Origin of the sequence: Sphingobium sp. B8D3A, assembly GCF_025961995.1 — a bacterium.
Taxonomy (GTDB): domain Bacteria; phylum Pseudomonadota; class Alphaproteobacteria; order Sphingomonadales; family Sphingomonadaceae; genus Sphingobium.
Window position 1 is genome coordinate 1,829,997 of sequence record NZ_JAOQOS010000001.1, and the last position, 25,321, is coordinate 1,855,317.

The window sequence follows — 25,321 nt, forward strand, 5'->3', positions numbered from 1 at the left end:
GCTTCACCCAGAAAACCAGCGAGCATTTCCCCTTGCCGATCAAGCGGGGCTTTCAGTCCGTTGCGCCGCCACTCATTCGGCCGGCGCAGGTTGTGCCGTGTTGAGCACGTCTGCTGGTGCTTTGCGGCGCTTCACGATCATGCCGATGCCGAGCGCGCACAGTGCCAGAACGGCAGGGCACAGCGCCAGAATGGCAAAGCTGCGCACGATCGGCAGGCCGCTCGCCAGCACGAACGCGCCGATGATCGGCCCTGCAATGCCGCCGATCTTGGCTACGGATGTTGCCCAGCCGGCGCCGTTCGCCCGGATTGCGGAGGGATAGAAGACGCCGGCAATCGACAGAATACCGAAATGCGCGCCGCCCACGAAGCTGGTTGCGGCGACCGAGACGATCAGGAAGAGCGTCGGTTCCATCGGCACCAGGCCGACCAGCAGCAGGAGCGGGAAGGCGACGGCGGGATAGACCGCGACCGCGAGCGGCCCCTTGCCATCGGTAAAGCGCATCAGCAGCAGGCCCAGCACCGCCCCGGCGATGCCGCCGATTGACGAGACATAGGCCGCCGTCTCTCGCGAGAATTTGAGATCTTCATAGACGATCGGGCCCCAATTGGCCTTGAAATAGACCGCCAGCGTGCTGGCGATATAGGCCAGCCAGAGCAGCGGCGTCAGCCATTTGAGGTCGCCCTTGAACAGCTTGGCGGCGGTGAAGTTGCTGGTGTCCTGCTTCTCGTCGCTGAGCACGAAGCGGTCCTGCGCGGTCGCGGCGAGCGTGGGATCGACCTTGTTCAGCGTCTTGGCGATCAGGTCCGGCTTGAGGTTCTTGCTGGCGAGGAAGCGTACCGATTCCGGCAACCAGAACAGCAGGGCAAAGGCGCAGACGATCGTGCCGAGGCCGCCGAAGACGAACACGCCCTCCCAGCCATAGGTGGGGGCAAGCCACACGGTTACCGGCCCGGCCAGCGAGGAGCCGAGACTGTAGCCGACCATGATCACCGTCACCACGGTCGAGCGGTATTTGGTGGGCACATATTCGATGTTGAGCGCCCAGGCGAGCGGCAGCATGCCACCAATGGCAAAGCCATCGAGGAAGCGCAGGATGAGAAGGGCTTCATAGCTCTGCGCCAGCGCGGTGGCGGTGGTGAGAATGCCGAATGCGAAGGCGGCGCCGATGATCGTCTGTCGCCGCCCGATCCTGTCGCCGATGTATGCGAAGGCAAAACCACCCACCATCATGCCGAACAGACCGGCGGAAAACACATTGCCCAGCTGGTGGGTGGAAAGGCTCAACTCATCGCGCATCCAGGGCGCGGTGAAGCTGATCAGCATCATGTCGAACCCGTCGAACACCGTGATCAGCCAGGAGAGAACGATCAGCCGGAAATTGAACGGGCCGAGCTTCCGCTCATTGATGAACGTGGCGATATCGATCGAGCGGCGCGCGCTGGCCATGCTGGCTGTCCTCTCCGGCTGTGCCTCGAATCGTTCGTAAGGCAACTATTCTTTTGATGGTTAGCAATCTATCGGGCGGCGGCAAGCGATACCTGCTGCGCCGCCCGGTTCAGATATCGGTCGAAAGCACGAAACCCCGCAAGGCGCGAGCGTCGTGCAGCGCATTGTGCGGCACCTGGCTGTTGCGCGCGCTGCTGAACCCGGCGGCATTGACCAGCTCGAAGCGGAGGCCGCGCACATCGATCATCTCGCCGGGGCCGGTCATCAGCAGCGTCGCGAAATGGGCGATGTCCTCGGGCCAGTCTGCGACGATCATCGGCTCATTGTCCCCGGCGAGATAAGTGGCGACCAGCTCGGACGCATTGGCCCGCTCCACGGCATAATCCAGCCCGGTCGGCACATGGCGCAGATAAGGGATCACATTATGCTCGACCCAAGGGTGGAGCGGTTCGGGAAGCGGCAGAAGCGAGAGATACAGCTCCTGATCGCCATATTCGGGCACGAGGGCCAGGCTGATCAGGGCGCCGCCAAAACCATTATATTCGGTATCGAGAAAGTAACGCATGAAGCTCCGGGGATTGGATTGGGGGGAGAGTCGCGCGGAGGCATACAGTGCCGGGACCGTTTGCGCGATGCCTCCGGGTCTGCCAGAGGGACGGCTCGGTTGAAAGGAACGATATGAAGCCCCGCGAACATCTCGGCACGGCAAAGGTGCCCGGCGGTGAGGATCTGCGCCTGTTCCGGCGCGGCGACGATTTCATGATCGTACTGGACCGCAACGAACTGATGAACAGCCGGATGAGCGGATCAGAAAAGGCGCTGGCGCTGATGACGCTGGAGCGGCTGCCGACCCGCGCGGGACGGCATCTGCTGATCGGCGGCTATGGCATGGGTTTCACGCTGCGCGCGGCGCTGGGCGCGCTCGATGCGCAGGCGAAGGTCACGGTGGCCGAGCTGGTGCCGGAGATTATCGAATGGGCGCGGGGCCCAATGGCCGAGCTGGCCGCCGGCTGCCTGGATGATCCGCGCGTGGATCTCGTCCACAGCGACGTCGCCGAGCTGATCGAGGACGGGCAGGGGCGCTATGATGCCATCTTGCTCGACGTCGATAACGGCCCCGACGGCCTCACCGTGCCGGCCAATGACCGGCTCTATTCCGCGCGCGGCCTCTCCCAGGCGATGCGGGCACTCAAGCCGGGCGGCATTCTCGCCGTCTGGTCCGCCGGCTCGGACGAAGCCTTCACCCGCCGGCTGAAGAGCGCCGGGTTCATCGTCGACGAGGTGGCGGTGAAGGCGCGGGAGAACGGCAAGGGGCCGCGCCACGTCATCTGGTTCGCCCAGCGGCGGGGTTGAGGCCGCATGAACTAGCCCCTCATTGCCGCACGGCATCGTCCTGCCAATCCTCATTGCCGCGCGCGATGAGGTAGGCGTGGATCGCCTCCGCCTGTGTCTTGTCCAGCACGCCCTTGAAGCTGGCCATGCCCAGATCGGCCTTGGTGCCCTCCAGCACGATGTCGAGGAACTGCGCGCGGGTGTCGGGCGTCATGTAGCGCAGATCCTTGAGGCCGCCGCGCGCATTCTCGCCATGGCAGCGGGCGCAAGTCTCGCCATAAAGTTGCGCGCCCAGCCGCACCTGCGCTTCGGTGGCGCGGAGGAAGGGCGGGCGGGGCAGGGCCGTCGGCGGCGGTAGGGGCGGCAGCGTCACGCCCTCGGCATCCAGCCTGAACACCAGCAGTCGCGCCGGTGACACCCGGAAGCCGCCGGGTATCTTGCTCAGCCCCGCGACGATCGATCCGCCCCAGCCGACATTCACCGCCACATATTGCACGCCGTCGATGGCGTAAGTGACTGGACCGCCGATGGCGACATTGTCGACATTCATGTCCCAGAGCTTCTGCCCGGTGTCGGCGCGATACGCCGCGAAGGTCTTCTCGATGGTGCCCTGAAAGACGAGATTGCCCGCCGTCGCCAGCGTGCCACCCGAGCCGGGGAGTGAATAGGGCACCCGCCAGGCTTCCTTCTGCGTCACCGGGTTCCAGGCGAGCAGATAGCCTTGCTCCATGGCATCCGCCTCTGCCTGCAAGGCCTTGCGCTGCGCGGCCCATTCCGGCGTCGCGCCGGCATAATCGAAGCCGGCATTGTTGCGGAACGGCACGAAGGCGAAATCCTCGTCCCGCTGCCGGGCATAGACGATGGATTGTTCCATGGCCGGGAAATAGACCAGCCCGGTCTTCGGGCTGAACGACATGGGGTGCCAGCTATGCGCGGCGAGCAGGCTCGGCGTGATGCGCTGGGGCGTCGTTGTCAGATGCACGCCCGGATACAGCACCGGCCGCCCGGTCTTCATGTCGATATGGCTGGCCCAGTTGCTCGGCACGAATTTTTCGGCCGAGAGCAATTCTCCCGTCTTGCGGTCGAGCACATAGAAAAAGCCGTTCTTGGGCGCCTGCATGATGACCGGGCGGGTCTTGCCTTTGATCTTGAGGTCCGCGAGCATCATCGGCTGGGTGCAGGTAAAGTCCCAGTCTTCTTCCGGCACCGCCTGATAATGCCAGCGATAGGCGCCAGTGTCGGCATCCACCGCCACGATGGAGCAGAGGAACAGATTGTCACCCTTGCCCGCGCTGCGGAAATGCCAGCTAATCGGTGATCCGTTGCCGGTGCCGATATAGACGAGGTTGAGCGCCGGATCGTAGACGAAGCTGTCCCACGCCGTGCCGCCGCCGCCATATTGCCACCATTTTCCGTGCCAGGTCGGCAGGGCGATCTTCATCGCCGCGTCCGAGGCTTCGCCGTCGGGGCCATCGGCCGGGTTTCCGGGTACGGTGTAGAACGTCCACAGCCGTTTTCCGGTCTCCGCATCCCAGGCGCTGACGAAACCGCGCACGCCATAGTCGGCGCCGCCATGGCCGATCACCACCTTGCTGTCGAACACGCGCGGCGCGCCGGTGATGGAATAGGGATGCGCGCGGTCGAAGGTCTGCACCGTCCAGACCTCCTTGCCGGTCCGCGCATCCACGGCGATCAGCCGGCCGTCGAGCGCGGCGACGTAGATCTTGCCGTTCCACGCCGCAATGCCACGGGTCGAGGGGCCGCAACAGGCCAGCCGCGCCCACTGTCGCTCGACCTGCGGATCATAGGTCCACAGCTTGCGGCCGGTCCGTCCATCATAGGCCGTCACGATGTTGAAGGCGGAGGCGTTGTAGATCACGCCATCGACCACCAGCGGCGTCGCCTGCACGCCGCGATAGGTGTTCAAATCATCGTACCAGGCCAGTCCCAGCCTTTGGACGGTCTTGTCGTTGATCTGGGTGAGCGGCGAATAACGCTGCTCGTCATAGCTGCGCCCATAGGCCATCCAACTGCCGGCGCTGGCGGGTGCGTCTGGCGCCCGCATCCGCTCGCTGGTGACATGGGCTGGCTGCATGCCGCCTGACCGGGCGTCCTGTCCCGCGAGGAGCAGCGGCGCCGTCATCAGCGCCATGCCTGCGATCCACGATCTCCTGCTCCCTGCCACGTCTAATCTCTCCTGGTGCGGCACCGTTGCGGTGCTTGCGCAATCAAGGGATTATTCGCCGCACCAACGCAATCGCCCTGCGCGATGGTCAGGTTGGATGAGGTGGAAGAACGGTTGAAGACCGGCGCGGCGCGTTTGTGCCTTTTCGGCGTTTCCTGCCCGTCATTCCCGCGTTCGACACAAGAAAAGAGCCGCCGATCAGGGACCGGCGGCTCGAAAAATTGGCTGTCGAAGGCCTTATTTGGAAAGCTCGACTTCCTCGAAGTCCAGTTCCACCGGCGTCGCGCGGCCGAAGATCGAAACCGAGACCTTCACGCGGCTCTTCTCGAAATCCAGTTCCTCGACGGTGCCGATGAAGCTGGCGAACGGGCCGCTCATCACCTTCACGCTGTCGCCGATCTCGTAATCGACATTGACCTTGTGACGCGGCTGGGCGGCGGCTTCCTCGCGCGCGCCGAAGAAGCGGGCGGCTTCCGCCTCGCTGATCGGCTGCGGCTTGCCGGAATTGCCGAGGAAGCCGGTGACCTTGGGCGTGTTCTTGATGAGGTGGTAGATATCATCGTTCATGCTGAGCTTGGCGAGCACATAGCCCGGCATGTTCTTGCGCTCGACCTGAACCTTCTTGCCGCGCTTCACTTCGGTCACGGTCTCGGTCGGCACCTCGACCTGCTCGATGAGCTGGGCCAGACCCATGCGCTCGGCTTCGGACAGGATGGACTCGCGGACCTTGTTCTCGAAGCCCGAATAAGCGTGGATGATGTACCAGCGCGCCATAATTTTATCGTTTCCTCAATTCGTCTTGGTCGGGAGAGCGGCGATCAGCTCTGGCCCGCGGCCAAACCCAGCAGCGTGCGAACGATCCAGCCAAAGAACGTGTCGATGCCAAAGAAGAAAAGTCCGAGCACCGTGGTCAGGATCACCACCATGATCGTGGTCATCACCGTCTCGCGCGAGGTCGGCCAGGTGACCTTGTTCCACTCGGCCTTGACCTGGTTCACGAATTCGATGGGGGAGGTTTTCGCCACGCTCAGCCTGCTCTTTCAGATGAAACCAGAACTCTTCGAAACACAAGAAAGCGGACCGCACCCGGAGCTTTCTCCGGCCGGCCCGCCGCCTGCATTTCGCAACCGTCCTTGCCTCTACGCGCTCGGGCGCCTCGGGGCAAGTTTTGGCAGGGGCGATAGGATTCGAACCTACGACATTCGGTTTTGGAGACCGACGCTCTACCAGCTGAGCTACACCCCTGTGCCGGTGAAGGCGCTGCCCTTAACGCGACCCGAAGGCGGGCGCAAGCGGTCAACGGCGCTTTCCGCAACTTGTCGTCATTCGTCCTTCGCTGCGTCATCGAGGAGGATGCGGGTCACGCCGGGGAGATCGTCGTCCCACATCATGTGGCTGGTGGGGAGTTCGTGGACATCCCAGGTCGGGTCTGCGGCGCAGCGCGCGCGGAACGGCGCGAACGAGCCGAGCGGGCTGGCGGACGCAAAGACGTAGGTCCGCCGCGCAACCGCGTCCTCCTCGCCACCGAGCTTGACCGGTTCGAGCAGGGTGAGGAGCGGATGGCCCGAGACGCGCCCGGCCCGCCCCGGCGGAATCGGGAAGATCGGCTGGACGAGGCCCGGCGACTGCCGCTGATTCTCGATATACATCGCTCGTGTCGCGTCATCGACGATGTCCCAGAGCATTTCGCCATCCTTCGGCAGGAAGGCGTCGAGATAGATGAGGCTGCGGATGCGGGTGCCGCGCAGGGCCGAGACACCGGTGATGACCATGCCGCCATAGCTATGGCCGACGAGGATGATGTCGCGCAGGCCCTCGCAATCGATGAGGCCGACCACATCGGCGATATGATCGCTGAGCGTAATGCCGCCATGAGCCAGATGGGCACGCTCGCCCAGCCCAGTGAGCGACGGGACGTGTACCTCATGGCCGGCGGACCGCAGTTCACGGGCGAGGGGGCCATAACCCCAGCTGCCGCCCCAGGCGCCATGAACCAGCACGAAAATTGCCACAGGCTTGCTCCTCTCCAGACTGTACCGGATCGCTATCGCCTCCCGGTGGCGCCTGCCAGCGCTTTTTGCCCCAAGGGACGGGCGCGACAAAGGCCGGTGGGGATGCTAAAGGCCGGGAATGGCGATCGATTTACCGATCCTGTTGCGCGCTTATGCGGTCGGGCTGTTCCCCATGGCTGACGACCGTGCCGCCAATTCGGTCTTCTGGGTAGAGCCTGAGAGGCGGGCGATCCTGCCGCTCGATGGCTTTCACCTCTCCAAATCCTTGCGCAAGACCGTGCGCGCCGACCGGTTCGAGGTCACGGCGGATACCGCGTTCGAGCAGGTCATCGCCCTGTGCGCGCAGAGCGCCACAGATCGCCCGACGACGTGGATCAATCGGGACATTGAGGAAGCCTTTGTGCGCTTGCACCACGGCAAGCTGGCGCACAGCGTGGAAGTGTGGAGCCGCGAGGATGGCGAGCGCCATCTCGTCGGCGGGCTTTACGGTCTGGCGCTGGGGCGGGCCTTCTTTGGCGAGAGCATGTTCAGCCGCCGGCGCGATGCCTCAAAGGTGGCGATGGCCTGGCTGGTCGCCCGGCTGCGGGTCGGCGGGTTCACGCTGCTCGATTGCCAGTTCATGACCCCGCACCTTGCCTCCCTGGGCGCGGTGGAGATTGACGCGCAGGCTTATTCGGGATTGCTCGGCGAGGCGCTGTCGGCAGGCGCGGACGGCGCTGCGGGGGCTTCTGCCGCGTTCGATGCGCTCGATTCGTTGCCGGATGCGCCGGCCGACCGTGCGCTGCGATCCGCCACGCGCACCGTGTCCGGCCCGGTCTCCGGCCAGCTCATCGCGCAGCTGATCACCCAGACGTCGTAGATCGGGTGCAGCACCACATTGCGGTCAGGCCGTTCCTTGAACAGCCAGCCGGAGAAGGTGCGGTGCCATTTGTTATCGCGGCTTTCGAGCACGTCGAGCTGCACGAATGCGCCGGTGTCCTTGTCCATTTCCCACGGCGCGGTGGTTTCGCAGGCGCGCAGGCGGATGATGGCATTGCCCGAGCGCAACGCCACGCCCGGCTTCATCGTGAATTTCTGGGTGATCCCGTTGCGCTTGTTGAGCAGGCCGATCTCCGCGACGCGCTCTGCCATCGGCGTTCCGGGCAAGCCGGTCTCGACCTTCACGGGGCGCTCGTCCTGCGTGCGTTCTTCCGGCACGACCGCGACATTGCGGGCTGCCTCGGGGTCTCCGCAGGCCGTCAGCGGTCCAATGATGCCGAGCGCGAGCAACCATCGGCCCGGCCGCGCGGACCGGAGAATCGTCACGTATTCGGAGTCCAGGCTTCGTAATCGCCCGTCGCCATCTGGCGGCGACCGCCGGCAGCGATGGCGCCGGAAGGCAGATGGGCCTGTGGCGTGCCGGTCTGGTTGGGCGTGAATTCGGTTTCCCAGATGCGGGGCGGCGGCAAATGGCTTTCGGGCGTGCCGTCGATGCTGTGATGCAGCCAGCCATGCCATTCTGCAGGCACGCGGCTGGCATCATTGGCGCCCTTATAGATCACCCAGCGGCGCGTGAGGCCATTGGGGTCCGTGCCGCCTTCATAATAGACATTGCCCTGATGGTCCTCGCCCACTTTCGTGCCTTTGCGCGAAGTGAACAGCGAGGTGCCGATGGTGGCGCCGTCCCACCAGGTGAAGATCTTGCCGAGCAGTCCCATGGCCAGAGCGCTTAGCCGCACTCACGGGGGATTGGCAACGTGGAATCGAATGAAGTGCGCTCAGCGCTGCGACGAGGGGCAGAAGCGATCCGCTCGCCACACGGGCGCGCGACCGGCACCGGCGCCTGCAGCCGTGGCACAATCGCCCCATTCGATCCGGTCGCCCTTGGTGATGCCGAGCGCCTCTGCACGTCCTTGCCGGATTTCCAGCACCGCTGTCACTGGCTCATTGGCCGCGAGCGGGCGCAGGCTGTTCGGCTCGCCCTGCAGGATGTCGGCAATCGTACCGTCGGTGCGGATGAACAGCAGGTCCAGCGGAACGCGCGTGTCCTTCATCCAGAAGGATGCCATGTTGGGATAGGCGAAGGGAAAGATCATTCCGGCATCGTCGGCCAGCGTCTCGCGGCCCATCAGGCCGTGCTGCTGCGCGTCCTTGTCCACCGCCATTTCCGCGACGAAGCGATGGGTCTGGCCGCTGGACGTGCGAATGCGAACTTCGGTGCTGCCAGCGGGCAGGGCCGCGCTATTGGCAACCGCTGAGGTGTTAGCGCGGTCCTCCGGCGCCGCATGGCAGGCGGACAGTGCGAGAGCTGTCGCCAGCGCGCCGATGTTCAGACCACGCCCGATCCGCCGCCTCTTCGTCATTCCCAATCCTCTGCTGACAGGGTCTCCGGTCGCTCCGGCAACTCGCCGGGCGCGCTTTCGATCCAGTTGCGAGCGGTCTGCATGCTGTGCCCCGCCCGCAAAAAGGTCGCGATCTGCTTTTCCCGCAACGGCCGGTCGGCCGGCTCGACCGCGAATGGCCCGATTCGCTTGCGGCGGGCGAGGCGCTCGGCCGCATCCCATTGCGCGGCAGCGTCCGGGGCGGCCTGCTCGGATGTCGTCTCGTCGATCCCGTCATGCCGCAGCGTTTGCGCGATGCGGCGTTGCCCGAGGCCCCGCCGCTGCATCGCCCCGGATTTCATCTCGGCATAGGCTCGGTCGTCCACATAGCCGAGATCGACCAGCTTTTGCGTGATCCGCTCGGTCGGGGGCGGGGAATCGCCGGCCCAGCCACGCTCGCGCAGCTTGCGCGCAAGATAGGCGGCGAGTCGGCCCCGGCTGGTGGCGAAGCGCCCGACATAGTGGAGAGCCAGCGCCTCAAGGCTCGCTTCGACGAGCGGTTTTGGCGGCGATTTTTGCGGGCGCGGCGTCATGCGCCATTTTTGTGCCACACTCCCTGTCTTAAAGTAAACGCGCCTAACTCGCGCAAGAACGGGGTAGGGCCAGGCATAGAATGCGGCTTTTCGGTTCAGACAAGCGCAAGCCAGCCAGGCGTAGACGCAAGAGAACAGCCGCCATGCCTTGACTTAAGGGGATGATATCTGGCGGAAAAAGAAGGGTCATTTAAGATGCAGCCAACACCGACGGAAGATCGGCTTGAGCGGCGCTTTGCCGATTTCGATACTTTGGGTGCCGCGCTTGATTATGCGGCGCAGGGTGTTCGTGGAGTTAACTTTCACGATGCCCGCGGCAATCTTGCGCGTCCTTATCCCTTTTCGGAGATGCGCGGCGATGCACTGGCCTGCGCCTATCGGCTGATCGCGCGGGGTGTCCAGCCCCAGCAGCGGATCGCCCTGATCGCCGAGACCGGCCCCGAGTTCGCCCAGTTGTTCTTCGGCGTTGTCTATGCCGGTGCCTGGCCTGTGCCGCTACCGTTGCCCACCAGCTTCGGCGGCAAGGAAAGCTATATCGACCAGCTTTGCGTCCAGCTCGACAGCTGCGACCCGATCATGCTGCTCTTCCCTACCGAGCTGAGCGAGATGGCCGGTGAGGCCGCGCGCCGCAAGGGCGTGGAACCGCTGAGCTTCGATGACTTCCTCGCGGCACCCGTTGCAGCCTGTGCGCTGCCGCAGGCCGGTCCGGACGACATCTGCTATCTGCAATATTCCAGTGGATCGACGCGATTTCCGCATGGCGTGGCGGTGACCCACAAGGCGCTGCTCAGCAATCTCGCCGCGCATAGCCACGGCATGGAGCTGATCGCGAGCGACCGCTGCATCAGCTGGCTGCCCTGGTATCATGACATGGGTCTGGTCGGCTGCTTCCTGTCGGTCGTCGCCAATCAGGTCTCGACCGATTACCTCAAGACCGAGGATTTCGCGCGCCGCCCGCTGGCGTGGCTGGATATGATCTCGCGCCATCAGGGCACCGCGATCAGCTATTCGCCTACGTTCGGTTACGATATCTGCGCCCGTCGCATGTCCAGCCAGACGCGGGCATCCGAGCGCTTCGACCTGTCGCGCTGGCGCTTGGCCGGTAACGGCGCGGACATGATCCGCCCGGATGTGATGCAGCAGTTCGTGGATGCCTTTGCGGAAGCGGGCTTCTCGCCGAAGGCCTTCCTGCCGAGCTATGGCCTGGCTGAAGCGACGCTGGCCGTAACCATCATGCCACCGGGTGAAGGCATCATGGTGGAGCTGGTCGAGGAAACCGAACTGTCCGGCGGCCATGCCGTGGAGGATCGCCCGCAGCGCTTCCGCGCGATCGTCAATTGCGGCAAGCCGGTGATGGGCATGACTGTCGAAATCCGCGACGAATTCGGCGGCCCGCTGCCCGAGAGGACCATCGGCAAGGTGTGGACGACCGGTCCCTCGCTCATGGTCGGCTATTTCCGCGATCAGGAATCGACCGATGCCTGCATGGCCGACGGCTGGCTGGACACCGGCGACATGGGCTATCTTTCGGACGGCTATCTGTACATCGTCGGCCGCGCCAAGGACATGATCATCATCAACGGCAAGAATCACTGGCCGCAGGATATCGAGTGGGCGGTGGAGCAGCTTCCCGGCTTCAAGCAGGGGGACATTGCCGCCTTCGCCATCACCACCGCTGGGGGCGAGGAAGCACCCGCCGTCCTGGTGCATTGCCGCGTCTCCGACAATGTCGAGCGCGCACGGCTGCGGGAAGAGATTCGCGAGCGCGTCCGTTCGATCACCGGCATGAACTGCGTGGTGGAACTGGTGCCGCCGCGCTCGCTGCCGCGCACCAGCTCGGGCAAACTCAGCCGCTCGAAGGCGCGGACCCTGTATCTGACCGGCGAAATCGTGCCCTATGACATCGCGGCCTGATCGGGGCGGTTGACGCGGTAAAAGACTGCGAGCGCGTGCTTACGGGTTGATAACCTGCGCGCGATATGACCGCGCCGTGACCAAGCGTTCAACCGTCCCAGACCAGCGCACCGCGCCCGCCACGGAAGTCGTTTCGCTCGGCTTGTTGTGCGGATTCCGCCCGCTTCCCGGGGCGCAGGCACGCCTTGTATGCGGGAGCCAGTTGCGCTCCGCAGACCGGATGCTGGGGCTCTTCACCACGATCACGGCCATTTCGGCCATGCTCGTGGGTGCCCGGTTTTTCAACCATATCAATATCTGGATGTTCATTGTCTGGATGTTGGTGCTCGGTATTTCACAAGCGCAGTTGCTGCGGTTACGCCGGGTCAATGTGGCGTCGGATTATGCCGATGCGACGCGGGCCGCATTGTTGCGACATGGCGCGATCTGCTGGCTGCAGGGCGCCATATGGGTCGCCGCAATGGTGCTCTTCACCGGCGAAGCCAGGCCGGAAGAAGTGGTCACATTCTGGACCATCGCCTGCTGCCTGATGGCGTCGGTGGCCATTTCGTTCCAGTCGACTCCCTTGTCCGCAAGTGGCTTCATCCTGTCGATCGGCGCGGGCACCGTCTGGATGATGCTGCGACATGCCGATCCCTTTCTGGCGGGTGTCGTGGCGATCTATGCTCTGCTCGCTTTGGCGACAAGCCTCTGGCAGGCGCACCAGTTTGGCGTGCAGGTCTCGACCAGCAAGGCGCTGGCCGAAAAGCGCGAGGTCGTCAGTCTCCTGCTGCGCGAGCATGATCGCGACGGGGCCGATGTGCTGTGGCAGACCGACCCCGCCCGGCGTCTGACCGGGGTTTCCCCGGCCTTTGCGCGGATGCTCGGCAAGACGGTGGAGGAGGTGGACGGGCAATCCATCCTTCAGGTGCTGGCGGGATCGACCTGGACGAACGGGGACTTCGACCCGGCCCTTCATGTGCTGGCGGAGAAGCTCAAGGACCGTGTGTCCTTTTCCGACCTGTGCCTGTCCGGCACGGTCGATGGTGCGCGCCGCTGGTGGTCATTGTCCGCATCTCCCCGGCTGGATGAGGCCGGCAATTTCCTGGGCTTTCGCGGCGTCGGCTCCGACATCACGGTGCAGAAGGAGACGAACGAGCGCATTTCGCAGCTGGCCCGGCTGGATACGCTCACCAATCTTCCCAACCGCCTCAATCTGGGCGAGGAACTGGCTAAATCCGTCGAAGACACGCAGACGTGGCAGACGCGGTGCGCCTTCATGATGATCGATCTCGATCGGTTCAAATCGGTGAACGATACGCTCGGTCATCATGTCGGCGACCAGCTTCTGGCCCAAGTTGCCGAACGTTTGCGCGGCGTCTGCTCGCTCAACGAAGTCTGCGGTCGGCTCGGCGGCGATGAGTTCGCGGTGGTCGTACGCGAGGTGGCCGATCCCATCTATGTCGACCGGCTGGCGAGCGCGATCATCGATGTCGTTTCCAGACCCTATGTGCTCGATGGGCAGACGCTGTTCATCGGCGCCAGCATCGGCTCGGCCATGGCACCGCAGGACGGGACGGATGCGGACATGCTGATGCGCAGTGCGGATCTGGCCATGTATCGCGCCAAGGAGGCAGGGCGCGGCAAGCATCTGCGCTTCACGGCATCGATGCACGCCGATGCAGAGGAGCGCCGCAATCTCGAACTGGCGTTGCGCAACGCAATCGAGGCCGGCGAATTTCACTTGGTCTACCAGCCCATCGTCAACGCGCGGTCCCGCCATGTCATCGGCTTCGAGGCATTGTGCCGGTGGACGCACCCCCAGCTTGGTCCGATTCCGCCCAGCCGCTTCATTCCTATCGCCGAGGATACAAGGCTGATCTCCCGCCTTGGCGCTTGGGTGCTGGAGACGGCATGCAAGACCGCCTGTCACTGGCCTGACGCGGTGAGCCTCTCGGTCAATGTGTCGGCCCAGCAACTGTGCGATCCCGAGATCGTCCCGCAGATCAGCGCAGCTCTGGCGCAGTCCGGACTTCCCGCTAGCCGGTTGGAGCTGGAGGTGACCGAGAGCGTGTTCATGCAGGAGGAGACGGGCGCGTCCCAGGCGCTCGATCGGTTGGCGAAAATGGGCATCCGGCTTTCGCTGGACGATTTCGGGACGGGCTACTCGTCGCTCGGCTACCTTTCCCGTGCACGGTTCGACACCATCAAGGTCGATCAAAGCTTCATTCACGGCGCCGCTCGCGGCCAGCGTGAGAGCCTCGCCATCATCAACGCGGTGGTGGCCATGGCCACCAGCCTTGGGCTGGAGACCACCGCCGAGGGTGTAGAAACCGAAGGGGAATATGACATCATCCGGGCGCTGGGATGCTCGAAGATTCAGGGCTATTATTTCGGCCGGCCCATGTCGCGAGACGAGAGCATCGGCCTGTTCGGGCGCTCGGCGACGCAGGTCGCCTAATCCTTTCGCCTCACCCTTTGGCGAGACGGCGCTCGATGGCTTGCCAGATCGTCGCAAATTGCTCGGCCGGCTGGCTCTGGGCGGCATAAGTGGCGAGCGGCGCACGCCGGAAGCCCATCTGCTCGACAAGGCTGGAGTAGCTGACGATCGGCCAGTCTGGATGGGCTTCGAGCGCCTCGGCATGGAGCTTGCGCCGCCGGTCCACCATCGAGAACACCGGCAGGATCGGGGGATGCCATCCGCCGCGCCGGATCAGGATGCTGGCCAGATCATCGAGCGATTTGCGGGCGAGCGGTGAGGGGATCACCGGCGCCACGACAAGATCTGCGCCCCGCAGCACCTGCTCGGCTGTCTCGGTGAGCCCGGGCGGGCAATCCAGGATGACGCGGTCATAACGCTGCGCGAGGCCCGAGAGGAGCTTCGCCAACCGGCGCTTTTTACCCAGATCGAAGAGCAGCCGCTCCAGACCGTGAAGGGACATGTCGGCGGCCAAGAGATCAAGGCCGGGGATGGCGGTGGGCTGGCAGATGTCTTCCGGTTCCAGCTGCCGCGCGAAGACAGCGCGGGCGGCGTCGCGCGTTTCCGTCTGCGCGGCCAGGAGCCAGGTCGCGGCGCCCTGCGGGTCGAGATCCCACAGCAATGTCCGCCGCGCCGAGAGGCTTGCCGAGGCCCATGCCAGATTGACGGCAAAGGTGGATTTGCCGACGCCTCCCTTGAGGCTGAACACCGCGATTGTCTTCATCTCGGGTTGCGCTGCCATGATCCTGTGATGGATCGATGACAGAAATGTTGCAAATTAAAGTCATGCGATGGGCCCGTCCGCGCCATGCGCCGAGCCCTCGCACGCGATCCCCGCTTGCAAGATCGCCCGCCGCTGCGCAAAGGTCACCGGCGAAACAGGAGCAGAATGTCCATGCAATGGCAGTTGCCGGCCCTTGTCGCGCTTGTCGGCTATCTTCTGGGGTCCATCCCCTTCGGCATCATTCTCACGCGGCTGGCCGGGGCGGGGGACCTGCGCGCGATCGGCTCCGGTAATATCGGCGCGACCAATGTGCTGCGCACCGGACGCAAGGACCTCGCGGCTGCGACGCTCCTGCTGGATGGCGCGAAAGGTGCCGTGGCAGCGATGGTCGGCGCATGGCTGATGCCGGTCGGTGATATGGCCCTCAGCGGCGCCACTATTGGCGGCGTCATGGCCTTTGTGGGGCATTGCTATCCGGTCTGGCTGAGTTTTCGCGGCGGCAAGGGCGTGGCGACGATGCTGGGCGTATGTCTTGCACTGTCCTGGATCGCCGGACTGGTCTTTGCGGCGGTCTGGCTGGCCGCGCTTGCCCTGTTTCGGATCAGTTCGGTGGGCGGCATGAGCGCGGCCATCAGCGCGCCGGTGGCAGCGTTGCTGATTGGCCGGCCCGATCTGGCGGCGCCCATCGCCGGCATGGCGCTCGTGGTGCTGTGGCGGCATCGGTTGAACATCGCGCGCCTGCTGCGCGGGGAAGAACCGCGCGTGGGAAGCTCCCGCGCCGCATGACGACGCTCAACGCAGATCGGTACGATCGCCTGCGGCTCATCCGGACGCCGAATATCGGCCCGGTCGCCTATCGGCAACTGCTAGCCCGCTTCGGCACGGCGGGACGCGCTCTGGAGGCGCTGCCCGATCTCGCCTCGCGCGGCGGAAACCGGCGCTTCAAGCCCTGTGATCGCCACAGCGTCGATGCCGAAATCGCGCAGGTCGAGCGGCTGGGCGCGCATTATCTGTTTCTGGGCGAGGCGGATTACCCGGCTCTGCTCGGCCAGGCCGAAGGTGCCCCGCCGGTGCTCATCGCCCGGGGCAACGCGGGGCTGGGCGTTGAGCGCTGTGTCGCCATCGTCGGTGCGCGCAATGCCTCCGCCGCAGCCTGCCGATTTGCGCGAGAACTGGCCCATGCCCTGCGCGAGGCCGGCATCGTTGTGGTCTCCGGTCTCGCACGCGGCATCGATACCGCCGCGCATCAGGGGGCAGGGATCACGCGGACCGTTGCGGTCATTGGGTCAGGCATCGACGTCAATTTCCCGCCGGAAAATGCCGATCTGCAGGAGCGGGTTGCGCGCGAGGGCCTGCTGCTCACCGAACTGCCGCCCGGTGCTGAGCCACTGGCTCGCCACTTTCCCGCCCGCAACCGGATCATCGCCTGGATGAGCCTGGGGACGGTGGTGGTCGAGGCGGCGCCGCGCTCGGGCTCGCTGCTGACTGCGCGGCTGGCGGGCGAGGAGGGGCGGGAGGTGATGGCCGTGCCCGGCTTTCCGGCCGATCCGCGCGCCCATGGCTGTAATGCCCTCATTCGCGACGGCGCCACGCTGGTGCAAAGCGCGCAGGATGTCGTGGAGGCGATCGCGTCGCTCGATCCCCGCGCGCTGCGCTCGGGTCAGCGCGACTTCCTGCCGCAGCCGCCGTCCGACGATCTGGGGGAGGCGGAACGCCAGCGCGTGACGGGCTTGCTCAGCCTCAGCCCGGTGGCGGTCGACGAACTCATCCGGCAGAGCGGCCTGCCGCCGGCGAGCGTGCAGACGGCGCTGCTCGAGCTTGAGATTGCCGGTCGTTTGCAGCGCCATGCCGGGGGACGGGTGAGCCTTGCCTGAGGTGGCACCGCTTGACATCTTGCCCGCCTGGCAGGCCCGAGGATTGCCCGGTGCGATGATGCGCCGGCTGCTGTCCTTGTTGCTCCTTGCGCTCATCGCGGTGCAGGCATGGCCGGACGGTGCGGCGACGTTCCAGCCGCGCAACGGCTCGGCCTTCAGCGCTTCGACCGTCGACGTCGCGCTGGTTCCGCCGGGGCGGAGCGAGTTTGCCAAGACGGGGCTGCCTCACACGCTGCCGCCGCTCCCTTATGCGCCCGATGTCGTGGCAGCAGGGCGCACAGCGGCGGTCCCGGAATTCTTGCCGCGGCTGGGCCGCGCAGACCCAACCCACGATCAGGCGGCGCGCCGTAATCAAGGCCCACGCCCGCCTCCCTCTGTCTGAAGCTCGGTAATCGCGCCTTCTCGGCGCCCTATCTCACCCGAACTTCGGACAATTATCATGAAACATCTGACGACCCCCGACTCCGGGGATGTCGCTGCGCAGGCGCGCATCGAGACCCTGATCGCCGCATATCCTGACCTGAGCGAGGACGATTTGCGCCGCCTTCTCCACTGGTATCGCAAGGAGGCCTCCTCCTACGATGTCGCGATGCTGTCCGCTCGCGATGACCTGCGGCCGGGCTATGAGCGCTTCTACAAGGATCATATCGGGCGGATTTCGCCCTTCGGCTACACGGTGATATCGATCCTCGTTCTGATCTGCGCCATCGGCGTTTATGCGATCATCAACTATTTGCGCTGACAGGTGTTGAGGCAGGGCGGGCTTGCCATTTGCGGGGCCGCCCCGTCTCAACGCGTGCGCGCTTGACTGGAGTTTTCGATGCAAGGCTGGGTGTTTGATGTCGTGGAAAGCAGCGGCCTGTTCGGCGTGTTCCTGCTCATGCTGCTGGAGACGGTCTTCCCGCCCATCCCATCAGAGGTGATCATGCCGGTCGCGGGCGTGCTCGCCGCGCGGGGTGGCATGGGGCTGGGCGGCGTGATCCTGGCCGGCACGGCGGGCGCGATGGTCGGCAATCTGTTCTGGTATGCGCTGGCGCGGATGATCGGCCTGCATCGCTTCCGCCCGCTCATCGAGCGATACGGCCGCTGGCTGACGCTCGACTGGCCCGAGGTGGAGCGCGCGCAGGGCCTGTTTCGGCGCTTTGGCGGGCCGATCGTGATGGTCGGCCGGGTCCTCCCAACCATTCGCTCGGTCATTTCCATTCCCGCCGGCGTTCTGCGGATGCGGCTGGTCCGCTTTTTCGTGTGGTCGACGGTCGGCACCGCGGCATGGAGCTCCGGCCTGGCGATTGCCGGTTGGGTGCTCGGGCGGCGGTTCAGCAACATCGAGCAGTTCCTCGGGCCGCTGTCGACCGGCATCATCCTGCTGATCGTGCTGATCTATATCTGGCGGCAGGCGACGTGGCACCGCCGGCATGTGGCAGCCGACAAGCCCGATGCCGACGCGTAAGCATTTCGCTTGACGTTGCGGCCGAGCCGTTTCCAGACTCGCGCGTACACGTAAGGATCGTTAGCGGAACTCTATGCAACTCGTCATCGTCGAATCGCCGGCCAAGGCCAAGACCATCGAAAAATATCTGGGAGGCGACTTCCGGGTGCTGGCATCCTATGGCCATGTTCGAGATTTGCCGGCCAAGGATGGCTCGGTCGATCCCGACGACGGCTTCTCGATGGCCTGGGAAAATTATGGCGACAAGGCGCGCCAGCTCAAGGCGATCACCGACGAGGCCAAGAAGGCCGACCGTCTGATCCTCGCGACTGACCCTGATCGCGAGGGTGAGGCGATCAGCTGGCACGTGCAGGAAGTGCTGCGCAACAAGAAGGCGCTGCCCAAACTGGTCGATCGCGTGACATTCAATGCCATCACCAAGGCCGCCGTGACGGAGGCCATGAAGGCGCCGCGCGCGCTCGATGAGGATCTGATCGATGCCTATCGCGCCCGTCGCGCGCTGGATTATCTGGTCGGCTTCACGCTCTCGCCGGTGCTGTGGCGCAAGCTGCCCGGCGCCAAGTCCGCCGGGCGCGTTCAGTCGGTTGCATTGCGCATCATCGTCGAGCGTGAGCGCGAGATCGAGGCGTTCACGCCGCAGGAATATTGGTCCGTCACGGCCGATCTGGAGCAGGCCGGGCAGAGCTTTGAGGCGCGGCTGGTCCGCTGGCGTGGCGAGAAGATCGACCGGCTGACCATCGGCAAGGAGGGCGATGCCAAGGCTGCCAAGGCTGATGTGGAGGCCGGGCGCTTCACCGTCGCCTCGGTCGAGACCAAGCCGGCTACCCGCAATCCGCCGCCGCCCTTCACCACCTCGACGCTGCAGCAGGAGGCCGCGCGCAAGCTCGGTCTTTCAGCCAACGAAACCATGCGCGTCGCCCAACAGCTCTACGAAGACGGCGCGATCACCTATATGCGGACCGACGGCGTACAGATGGATGGCAGCGCCATCTCCGCCGCGCGCAAGGCCATCGCGGACCGCTATGACGGCGGCTATCTGCCGGACAAGCCGCGCATGTACCAAACCAAGGCCAAGAACGCGCAGGAAGCGCACGAGGCGATCCGCCCGACCGAATTCACGCGCGAGAGCGTGGGTTCGGGCGTTCATGCCAAGCTCTATGATCTGATCTTCAAGCGCGCGCTCGCGAGCCAGATGGCGTCAGCACGGCTGGAGCGCACAGCCATCGAGTTCACTGACGGCACCGGCCAGCACGCACTGCGCGCCACCGGGCAGGTCGTGCTGTTCCCCGGCTTCCTGGCGCTGTACGAGGAAGGCCGCGACGATGTCGCGGATGAGGACGGCAAGCTGCTGCCTGCCATGTCCGCAGGCGATCAGCCGGCGAAGCGCGATGTGCGCGCCGAGCAGCACTTCACCCAGCCGCCGCCGCGCTACAGCGAGGCGAGCCTCGTCAAGCGGCTGGAGGAACTGGGCATCGGGCGCCCGTCCACCTACGCCTCGACGATCCAGACGCTCAAGGATCGCGATTATGTCCGTGTCGAGAAGAACCGGTTCTTCGCCGAGGAGAGCGGGCGGCTGCTGACGGCCTTCCTCGAGCGCTTCTTCGAGCGCTACGTGGCCTATGAGTTCACCGCCGGTCTTGAAGATGAGCTGGACGAGATTTCCGGCGGCCGGGCCCAGTGGCAGGCGGTGCTGGAAGCCTTCTGGCGCGACTTCAAGCCCAAGACGGTCGAGATCATGGATCGCAAGCCGTCCGAGATCACCGCGGAGTTGGACGAATTCCTCGCGCCGATGCTCTTCCCGGAGCGGGCCGACGGCAGCGATCCGCGTGCCTGCCCGCTGTGCGCGGACGGGCGCCTGTCACTACGCGGCGGGCGCTTCGGCGCATTCATCGCCTGCTCCAATTATCCCGAGTGCAAGTTCACCCGCAAATTCGGCCAGCCCGGGGGCAGCGGCGAGGCAGACACCGGGCCCGAGGAGCTTGGCAAGCATCCCGAGACCGGTGAGCCTATCCTGCGCAAGTCGGGTCGCTTCGGGCCTTATGTCGAAATGGGCAATGGTAAGGAGGCCAAGCGCGCCTCGATCCCCAAGGATCTGCCGGATGGCGAACTGACGCTCGACTGGGCGGTCAAGCTGCTCTCGCTGCCGCGCACGATCGGCGACCATCCCGAGACCGGCAAGCCGATCGTCGCCAGCCTCGGCCGCTATGGCCCCTATCTAGCGCATGAGGGCAAATATGCCCGGCTGGGCTCGACGGTCGAGATTTTCGAGACGGGCATGAATGCCGCCGTCGCGAAGCTGGCCGATGCCGCCAATCGCGGCGGCGCCCGCAAGGCCGCCGAGCCGCTCAAGATACTGGGCGCACATCCCCGCACAGAGGCCGAGATCAAGCTGATGGAAGGCCGCTATGGCCCCTATGTCACTGATGGCACCACCAATGCGACCCTGCCCAAGAGCGTTGCGCCGGATGCGCTGACGCTGGAGGAAGCGGCTCAGCTTATCGATGCGCGCGCGGCCGCCGCGCCGGCCAAGAAGAAGGGCAAGAAGGCACCGGCCAAGAAGAAGGCCGCGACCGCCAAGGCGCCAACCAAAAAGGCCGCAGCCAAGAAGCCTGCCGCGAAGAAGGCACCGGCCAAGAAGAAGGCAGCAGAAGAGGCTTAAGGGCCCGCTTTCCACGGGGCAGTCGCAGGGTCAGGCGCGACTGCCCAAGCCAAACTGTGGCGGATCGTAGGAAAAGCTTGCTGCACCACCTCTGGTGCTGGGCTAGCAGCGTGGCCAGATTAATCGGCCAAGATTGATCGACAATGCCACCGGCACATCCAGTCCAGGACTTTCCATGACCCGTACGCTCACGCATCTCGAACGCCTCGAAGCCGAGAGCATCCACATCATGCGTGAGGTGGCGGCCGAGGCGGAAAAGCCGGTGATGCTCTATTCGGTGGGCAAGGACAGCGCGGTGATGCTGCATCTGGCGCGCAAGGCCTTCTATCCCGCGCCGCCGCCCTTTCCGCTGCTCCATGTCGATACGACATGGAAGTTCAAGGCGATGTACGAGCTGCGCAACCGCATGGCGGAAGAAAGCGGCATGGAACTGCTCGTCTACCAGAATCCCGAGGCCAAGGAGCGGGGCATCAACCCCTTCGATCATGGCCCGCTGCACACGGACATGTGGAAGACCGAGGGCCTCAAGCAGGCGCTCAATCTCTACGGCTTCGACGTCGCCTTCGGCGGCGCGCGCCGCGATGAGGAGAAGAGCCGCGCTAAGGAGCGCATCTTCTCCTTCCGGACCGCGAGCCATGGCTGGGACCCCAAGAATCAGCGCCCGGAGTTGTGGAATCTCTACAATGCGAAGAAGGCCAAGGGCGAGAGCATCCGCGTCTTCCCGATCAGCAACTGGACCGAGCTGGACATCTGGCAATATATCCAGCTCAATCGCATCCCCATCGTGCCGCTCTACTTCGCGCAGCCGCGCCCGACGGTGGAGCGCGACGGGATGCTGCTGATGGTGGATGACGAGCGCTTCCCGCTGCGCCCCGGCGAGGAGCCGGTGATGCGCTCGATCCGTTTCCGCACATTGGGCTGCTATCCGCTCACCGGCGCGGTCGAGAGCGAGGCGAGCACGCTGTCGGAGGTCATTCAGGAAATGCTGCTCACCACCACCAGCGAGCGGCAGGGCCGCATCATCGACAAGGATGGCGGTGCCGCGAGCATGGAGAAGAAGAAGCAGGAGGGCTATTTCTGATGGCCGACGCCACCCTCGAGACGCCGGTCTACCAGACCGATGCCCTCATCGCGCAGGATATCGATGCGTATCTGGAGCAGCATCAGCACAAGTCGCTGCTGCGCTTCATCACCTGCGGCAGCGTGGATGACGGCAAGTCGACCCTGATCGGGCGGCTGCTCTACGACAGCAAGATGATCTTCGAGGATCAGCTTGCCGCGCTGGAGGCCGACAGCAAGCGCGTCGGCACGCAGGGGCAGGAGATCGACTTCGCGCTGCTGGTCGATGGTCTCGCCGCCGAGCGCGAGCAGGGCATCACCATCGACGTCGCCTATCGCTTCTTCACGACAGAAAAGCGCAAGTTCATCGTCGCCGATACGCCGGGTCACGAGCAATATACCCGGAACATGGTGACGGGAGCCTCCACGGCGGATCTTGCCGTGATCCTCATCGACGCGCGCAAGGGCGTGCTGACCCAGACCCGGCGGCATAGCTATCTCGCCAAGCTGGTCGGCATCCGCCACATCGTGCTCGCCGTGAACAAGATGGATCTGGTCGGCTACGACCGCGCCGTGTTCGATAAGATCGTGGCGGATTATGCCGCTTTCGCCAAGGAAATCGGCATCGAGCAGTTCGTGCCTATGCCGATCTCGGGCTTCAAGGGCGACAACATCACGACCCTCTCGACCAACACGCCTTGGTATCAGGGGCCGACCCTGGTCGATTATCTGGAGACGGTCGAGGTTGATAACAGCGCGGATCAGGCCCGCCCGTTCCGTATGCCAGTGCAATGGGTCAATCGGCCGAACCTGGATTTCCGCGGTTTCTCGGGCCTGGTCGCCAGCGGCGCGATCAAGCCGGGTGATGCCATCCGCGTGCTCCCCTCGGGCAAGACCAGCACCGTCACGCGTATCGTCACGCTGGATGGCGATCTGGACGAAGCCGTTGCCGGCCAGTCGGTGACGCTCTGCTTTGCCGATGAGGTCGACTGCTCGCGTGGCGATGTGATCGCGTCCGCCGAAAACCCGCCGCAGGCGGCCGATCAGTTCGAATCCACCGTCGTGTGGATGTCCGACGATGCCCTGATTCCGGGCCGGGCCTATTGGCTCAAGATCGGCACGCAGACTGTCTCCGCGACGGTCCAGCCGCCCAAATATGTCGTCAACGTCAACACCATGGAGCATCTCGCAGCCAAGACTCTGGAGCTGAATGCCATCGGCGTTGCCGAACTGACGACCGACAAGGCTATCGTGTTCGAGCCTTATGCCGAGAACCGCACGCTGGGCGGCTTCATCCTCATCGACAAGATCACCAATTCCACCGTCGCGGCGGGAATGTTGAACTTCTCACTGCGGCGGGCGCAGAATGTCCACTGGCAGGCGATGGATGTCAGCCGCGAGGCCCATGCGGCGCAGAAGGGCCAGCAGCCTGCGGTGCTGTGGTTCACCGGCCTGTCCGGCTCGGGCAAGTCGACCATCGCCAACATCGTCGAGAAGAAGCTGTTCGCGCTGGGGCGGCACAGCTTCTTGCTTGATGGCGACAATGTCCGCCATGGCCTGAACAAGGATCTGGGCTTTACCGAGGCCGACCGGATCGAGAATATCCGCCGCGTCGGTGAGGTGACCAAGCTGATGGCCGATGCCGGGCTGATCGTGATCACCGCCTTCATCTCGCCCTTCCGCGCCGAGCGGGACATGGTCCGCGCGATGCTGCCGGCCGGCGAGTTCATCGAGGTGTTCGTGGATACCCCGCTGGCCGAGGCGGAGCGCCGGGACGTCAAGGGCCTCTACAAGAAGGCCCGTGCCGGCGAGCTCAAGAACTTCACCGGGATCGACAGTCCCTATGAAGCGCCCGAGAAGCCGGAAATCCGCATCGACACCCAGGCCCTCACGCCCGAGCAGGCGGCGGACCTCATCGTCGAGCGCATCGTGGGCGTGTGGAGCCCGGATCTGTGACGGACGCAGAGCTGGCCGCGCACCTCGCGGAGGAAGCGGGCCGGCGGCTGCTCGCCTTGCGGGATGAAGCGCGCTTCGACGGAAAGGCGCTCGGCGATGAGGGTGATGCGCTCGCCAATGCCTATCTGTGCCAGGTCCTCGGACGCGAGAGACCCGACGACGGCCTGCTCTCCGAAGAGAGCCGCGACACAAAGGATCGGCTCGCCAAGTCCCGCGTCTGGATCGTCGATCCGGTCGATGGCACGCGCGAATATGGCGAGGCGCGAGCGGACTGGGCGGTCCATGTCGCGCTCGCCGTGGATGGCGTGGCGTCGCTTGGCGCCGTCGCCCTGCCGGACATGGGGCTGGTGATGCGCTCGGACCGGCCCATCGCCGTGCCGCCGGCACCTGCGACGCCCCGCATGGTCGTCAGCCGCACTCGCCCGGCGCCCGAGGCGCTGTCGGTCGCGCAGGCGCTGGGTGCCGAGCTGGTCCCGATGGGCTCGGCCGGCGCCAAGGCCATGGCGGTCGTGCGCGGCGCGGCGGATATCTACCTGCACAGCGGCGGCCAATATGAGTGGGACAGTTGCGCACCCGTCGCCGTCGCGCTCGCCCATGGCCTGCATTGCTCGCGCATCGACGGGACACCGCTGCGCTACAATCAGGCCGATGTCTACATGCCCGATCTGCTGATCTGCCGCCCCGAATACGCCGATCGGGTGCTGGACCTGGTCGGCGCGAAGGCGGGGTGACGGGCGGGCTTACCGCTTGATGATCAGCGATTCCGGGCGCTTGCGCGGCACCCATTCGCCCTTGCCGGGGAAGTTCTTCAGCACTTCCCCATCCCAAAGGCGCACGGTGCGGCGATGGAACAGCCAGCCCCCGTCCGCGCCCTTGACGGCATGGTCGTCATACCAGCCGGCAAAGCGCAGCAGATAGGGCGGCTCGCCCTCGCATTCGGTCACGAAAGCGAAGGAGCGCATCTTTACCGATCCGTCCGGCTGCGGCACGAACTGCGTCTGGGTGACATGATGCTGCCGGCCCGGAAAGCCCGGCGCATTGCGATAATGCTCGGCAATGCCGCGAATGCCTTCATGGCCCTCCCAGATGTCGGGATCTTCGAAGACCTCTTCCACCATGCGCGCATCGGGGGTGAAGCAGGCGACCAGCCCATCGACATCGCCGGTATCCAGCGCCCAGCTGTAGTTGGCGATAAGATCCTGCAGGCCGAGCCTGTCTTCGATCGGCAAAGTCATTGCGCGCCTCTCCTCATATGCTGTGCCATCCCCGCTACGGGCAGGGTGACATTTTAGTACAAATTGCAGGATTGAAGGCGGCGGCGGCATTTTGCAATGCGGTCTTGGCGGACAGGCCAGA

General features: G+C 64.9%; 24 protein-coding genes, 1 tRNA gene and 1 pseudogene. 13 read left to right on the forward strand and 13 right to left on the reverse strand.

From position 1 onward, the window contains the following. Positions 1-72: 72 nt before the first annotated feature. Both M2342_RS08410 and M2342_RS08415 read right to left on the reverse strand, forming a co-directional pair. Complete coding sequence (locus tag M2342_RS08410) at positions 73-1,449, reverse strand: MFS transporter (protein WP_264578742.1); 1,377 nt, start codon at positions 1,447-1,449, stop codon at positions 73-75. 109 nt (positions 1,450-1,558) lie between these two features. Further along, complete coding sequence (locus M2342_RS08415; protein WP_181559481.1) at positions 1,559-2,014, reverse strand: hypothetical protein; 456 nt, start codon at positions 2,012-2,014, stop codon at positions 1,559-1,561. A 113-nt stretch (positions 2,015-2,127) separates the two neighbouring features. Here M2342_RS08415 and M2342_RS08420 point away from each other — a divergent pair, with 113 nt between their 5' ends. After that, entirely contained in the window at positions 2,128-2,802 is a 675-nt protein-coding gene (locus M2342_RS08420; RefSeq protein WP_264578743.1) for a spermidine synthase, read from the forward strand. A 19-nt stretch (positions 2,803-2,821) separates the two neighbouring features. Here M2342_RS08420 and M2342_RS08425 read toward each other — a convergent pair whose 3' ends face one another. The 5 genes from M2342_RS08425 to M2342_RS08445 form a co-directional block, all read right to left on the reverse strand. Next, positions 2,822-4,933, reverse strand: coding sequence for a PQQ-dependent dehydrogenase, methanol/ethanol family (locus M2342_RS08425; protein ID WP_264578744.1), 2,112 nt, complete (start codon positions 4,931-4,933; stop codon positions 2,822-2,824). 270 nt (positions 4,934-5,203) lie between these two features. Further along, positions 5,204-5,740 (reverse strand): transcription termination/antitermination protein NusG, encoded by a 537-nt coding sequence (gene nusG, locus M2342_RS08430; protein WP_181559484.1) that lies wholly within the window; start codon positions 5,738-5,740, stop codon positions 5,204-5,206. A gap of 44 nt (positions 5,741-5,784) precedes the next feature. Beyond that, positions 5,785-5,991: a preprotein translocase subunit SecE gene (gene secE / locus M2342_RS08435; protein WP_181559485.1), complete on the reverse strand. Its 207-nt coding sequence runs from the start codon at positions 5,989-5,991 to the stop codon at positions 5,785-5,787. 144 nt (positions 5,992-6,135) lie between these two features. Continuing rightward, positions 6,136-6,211 (reverse strand) — tRNA-Trp (locus M2342_RS08440). Positions 6,212-6,288: 77 nt separating this feature from the next. Next, on the reverse strand, positions 6,289-6,978 hold the full coding sequence (locus M2342_RS08445) for an alpha/beta fold hydrolase (RefSeq protein WP_264570139.1): 690 nt from the start codon (positions 6,976-6,978) through the stop codon (positions 6,289-6,291). Positions 6,979-7,096: 118 nt separating this feature from the next. Here M2342_RS08445 and aat point away from each other — a divergent pair, with 118 nt between their 5' ends. Then, on the forward strand, positions 7,097-7,837 hold the full coding sequence (gene aat, locus M2342_RS08450) for a leucyl/phenylalanyl-tRNA--protein transferase (RefSeq protein ID WP_264578745.1): 741 nt from the start codon (positions 7,097-7,099) through the stop codon (positions 7,835-7,837). Between the two features lie 35 nt (positions 7,838-7,872). Here the strand turns inward: aat and M2342_RS08455 are convergent. From M2342_RS08455 to M2342_RS08470, 4 genes and pseudogenes are all read right to left on the reverse strand, one after another. After that, positions 7,873-8,109 (reverse strand): annotated as a pseudogene (locus M2342_RS08455) (DUF2155 domain-containing protein); the annotation flags it as partial. Between the two features lie 170 nt (positions 8,110-8,279). After that, positions 8,280-8,675, reverse strand: coding sequence for an NADH:ubiquinone oxidoreductase subunit NDUFA12 (locus tag M2342_RS08460; protein ID WP_181559488.1), 396 nt, complete (start codon positions 8,673-8,675; stop codon positions 8,280-8,282). Positions 8,676-8,735: 60 nt separating this feature from the next. Continuing rightward, positions 8,736-9,320 carry a DUF192 domain-containing protein gene (locus M2342_RS08465; protein WP_264578746.1) on the reverse strand — a complete coding sequence of 195 codons (585 nt, stop codon included), beginning with the start codon at positions 9,318-9,320 and terminating at the stop codon, positions 8,736-8,738. Beyond that, positions 9,317-9,871: a regulatory protein RecX gene (locus M2342_RS08470; protein ID WP_264578747.1), complete on the reverse strand. Its 555-nt coding sequence runs from the start codon at positions 9,869-9,871 to the stop codon at positions 9,317-9,319. The genes M2342_RS08465 and M2342_RS08470 overlap by 4 nt, the downstream gene beginning before the upstream one ends. A gap of 195 nt (positions 9,872-10,066) precedes the next feature. Here M2342_RS08470 and M2342_RS08475 point away from each other — a divergent pair, with 195 nt between their 5' ends. After that, complete coding sequence (locus M2342_RS08475) at positions 10,067-11,785, forward strand: fatty acyl-AMP ligase (protein ID WP_264578748.1); 1,719 nt, start codon at positions 10,067-10,069, stop codon at positions 11,783-11,785. Positions 11,786-11,861: 76 nt separating this feature from the next. Further along, a complete protein-coding gene (locus tag M2342_RS08480) occupies positions 11,862-14,225 on the forward strand; it encodes a putative bifunctional diguanylate cyclase/phosphodiesterase (protein WP_264578749.1) in 2,364 nt (787 codons plus the stop codon). 10 nt (positions 14,226-14,235) lie between these two features. Here the strand turns inward: M2342_RS08480 and M2342_RS08485 are convergent, their stop codons facing one another. Continuing rightward, positions 14,236-14,985 carry a ParA family protein gene (locus tag M2342_RS08485; protein WP_181559492.1) on the reverse strand — a complete coding sequence of 250 codons (750 nt, stop codon included), beginning with the start codon at positions 14,983-14,985 and terminating at the stop codon, positions 14,236-14,238. A 147-nt stretch (positions 14,986-15,132) separates the two neighbouring features. Here M2342_RS08485 and plsY point away from each other — a divergent pair, with 147 nt between their 5' ends. From plsY to M2342_RS08530, 9 genes are all read left to right on the forward strand, one after another. Next, entirely contained in the window at positions 15,133-15,753 is a 621-nt protein-coding gene (gene plsY, locus M2342_RS08490; RefSeq protein ID WP_264578750.1) for a glycerol-3-phosphate 1-O-acyltransferase PlsY, read from the forward strand. Continuing rightward, a complete protein-coding gene (gene dprA, locus M2342_RS08495; protein WP_264578751.1) occupies positions 15,750-16,841 on the forward strand; it encodes a DNA-processing protein DprA in 1,092 nt (363 codons plus the stop codon). Before plsY ends, dprA begins: the two co-directional genes overlap by 4 nt. Position 16,842: 1 nt before the next feature. Further along, the gene (locus tag M2342_RS08500) at positions 16,843-17,223 is read left to right on the forward strand and encodes a hypothetical protein (protein WP_264578752.1); all 381 of its coding nucleotides are present in this window, start codon (positions 16,843-16,845) and stop codon (positions 17,221-17,223) included. 57 nt (positions 17,224-17,280) lie between these two features. After that, positions 17,281-17,583: a hypothetical protein gene (locus tag M2342_RS08505; RefSeq protein ID WP_264578753.1), complete on the forward strand. Its 303-nt coding sequence runs from the start codon at positions 17,281-17,283 to the stop codon at positions 17,581-17,583. A 78-nt stretch (positions 17,584-17,661) separates the two neighbouring features. Next, positions 17,662-18,291, forward strand: a complete 630-nt coding sequence (locus M2342_RS08510; protein ID WP_264578754.1) for a DedA family protein — start codon at positions 17,662-17,664, stop codon at positions 18,289-18,291. A gap of 73 nt (positions 18,292-18,364) precedes the next feature. Next, positions 18,365-20,950 (forward strand): type I DNA topoisomerase, encoded by a 2,586-nt coding sequence (topA, locus tag M2342_RS08515; protein ID WP_264578755.1) that lies wholly within the window; start codon positions 18,365-18,367, stop codon positions 20,948-20,950. Between the two features lie 175 nt (positions 20,951-21,125). Next, positions 21,126-22,031, forward strand: coding sequence for a sulfate adenylyltransferase subunit CysD (gene cysD / locus M2342_RS08520; protein ID WP_181559499.1), 906 nt, complete (start codon positions 21,126-21,128; stop codon positions 22,029-22,031). Continuing rightward, on the forward strand, positions 22,031-23,965 hold the full coding sequence (cysN, locus tag M2342_RS08525; RefSeq protein WP_264578756.1) for a sulfate adenylyltransferase subunit CysN: 1,935 nt from the start codon (positions 22,031-22,033) through the stop codon (positions 23,963-23,965). The genes cysD and cysN overlap by 1 nt, the downstream gene beginning before the upstream one ends. After that, positions 23,962-24,696: a 3'(2'),5'-bisphosphate nucleotidase CysQ gene (locus M2342_RS08530; RefSeq protein ID WP_264578757.1), complete on the forward strand. Its 735-nt coding sequence runs from the start codon at positions 23,962-23,964 to the stop codon at positions 24,694-24,696. The genes cysN and M2342_RS08530 overlap by 4 nt, the downstream gene beginning before the upstream one ends. A gap of 9 nt (positions 24,697-24,705) precedes the next feature. Here the strand turns inward: M2342_RS08530 and M2342_RS08535 are convergent, their stop codons facing one another. Then, positions 24,706-25,200 (reverse strand): nuclear transport factor 2 family protein, encoded by a 495-nt coding sequence (locus M2342_RS08535; protein ID WP_264578758.1) that lies wholly within the window; start codon positions 25,198-25,200, stop codon positions 24,706-24,708. Between the last annotated feature and the right edge of the window lie 121 nt (positions 25,201-25,321).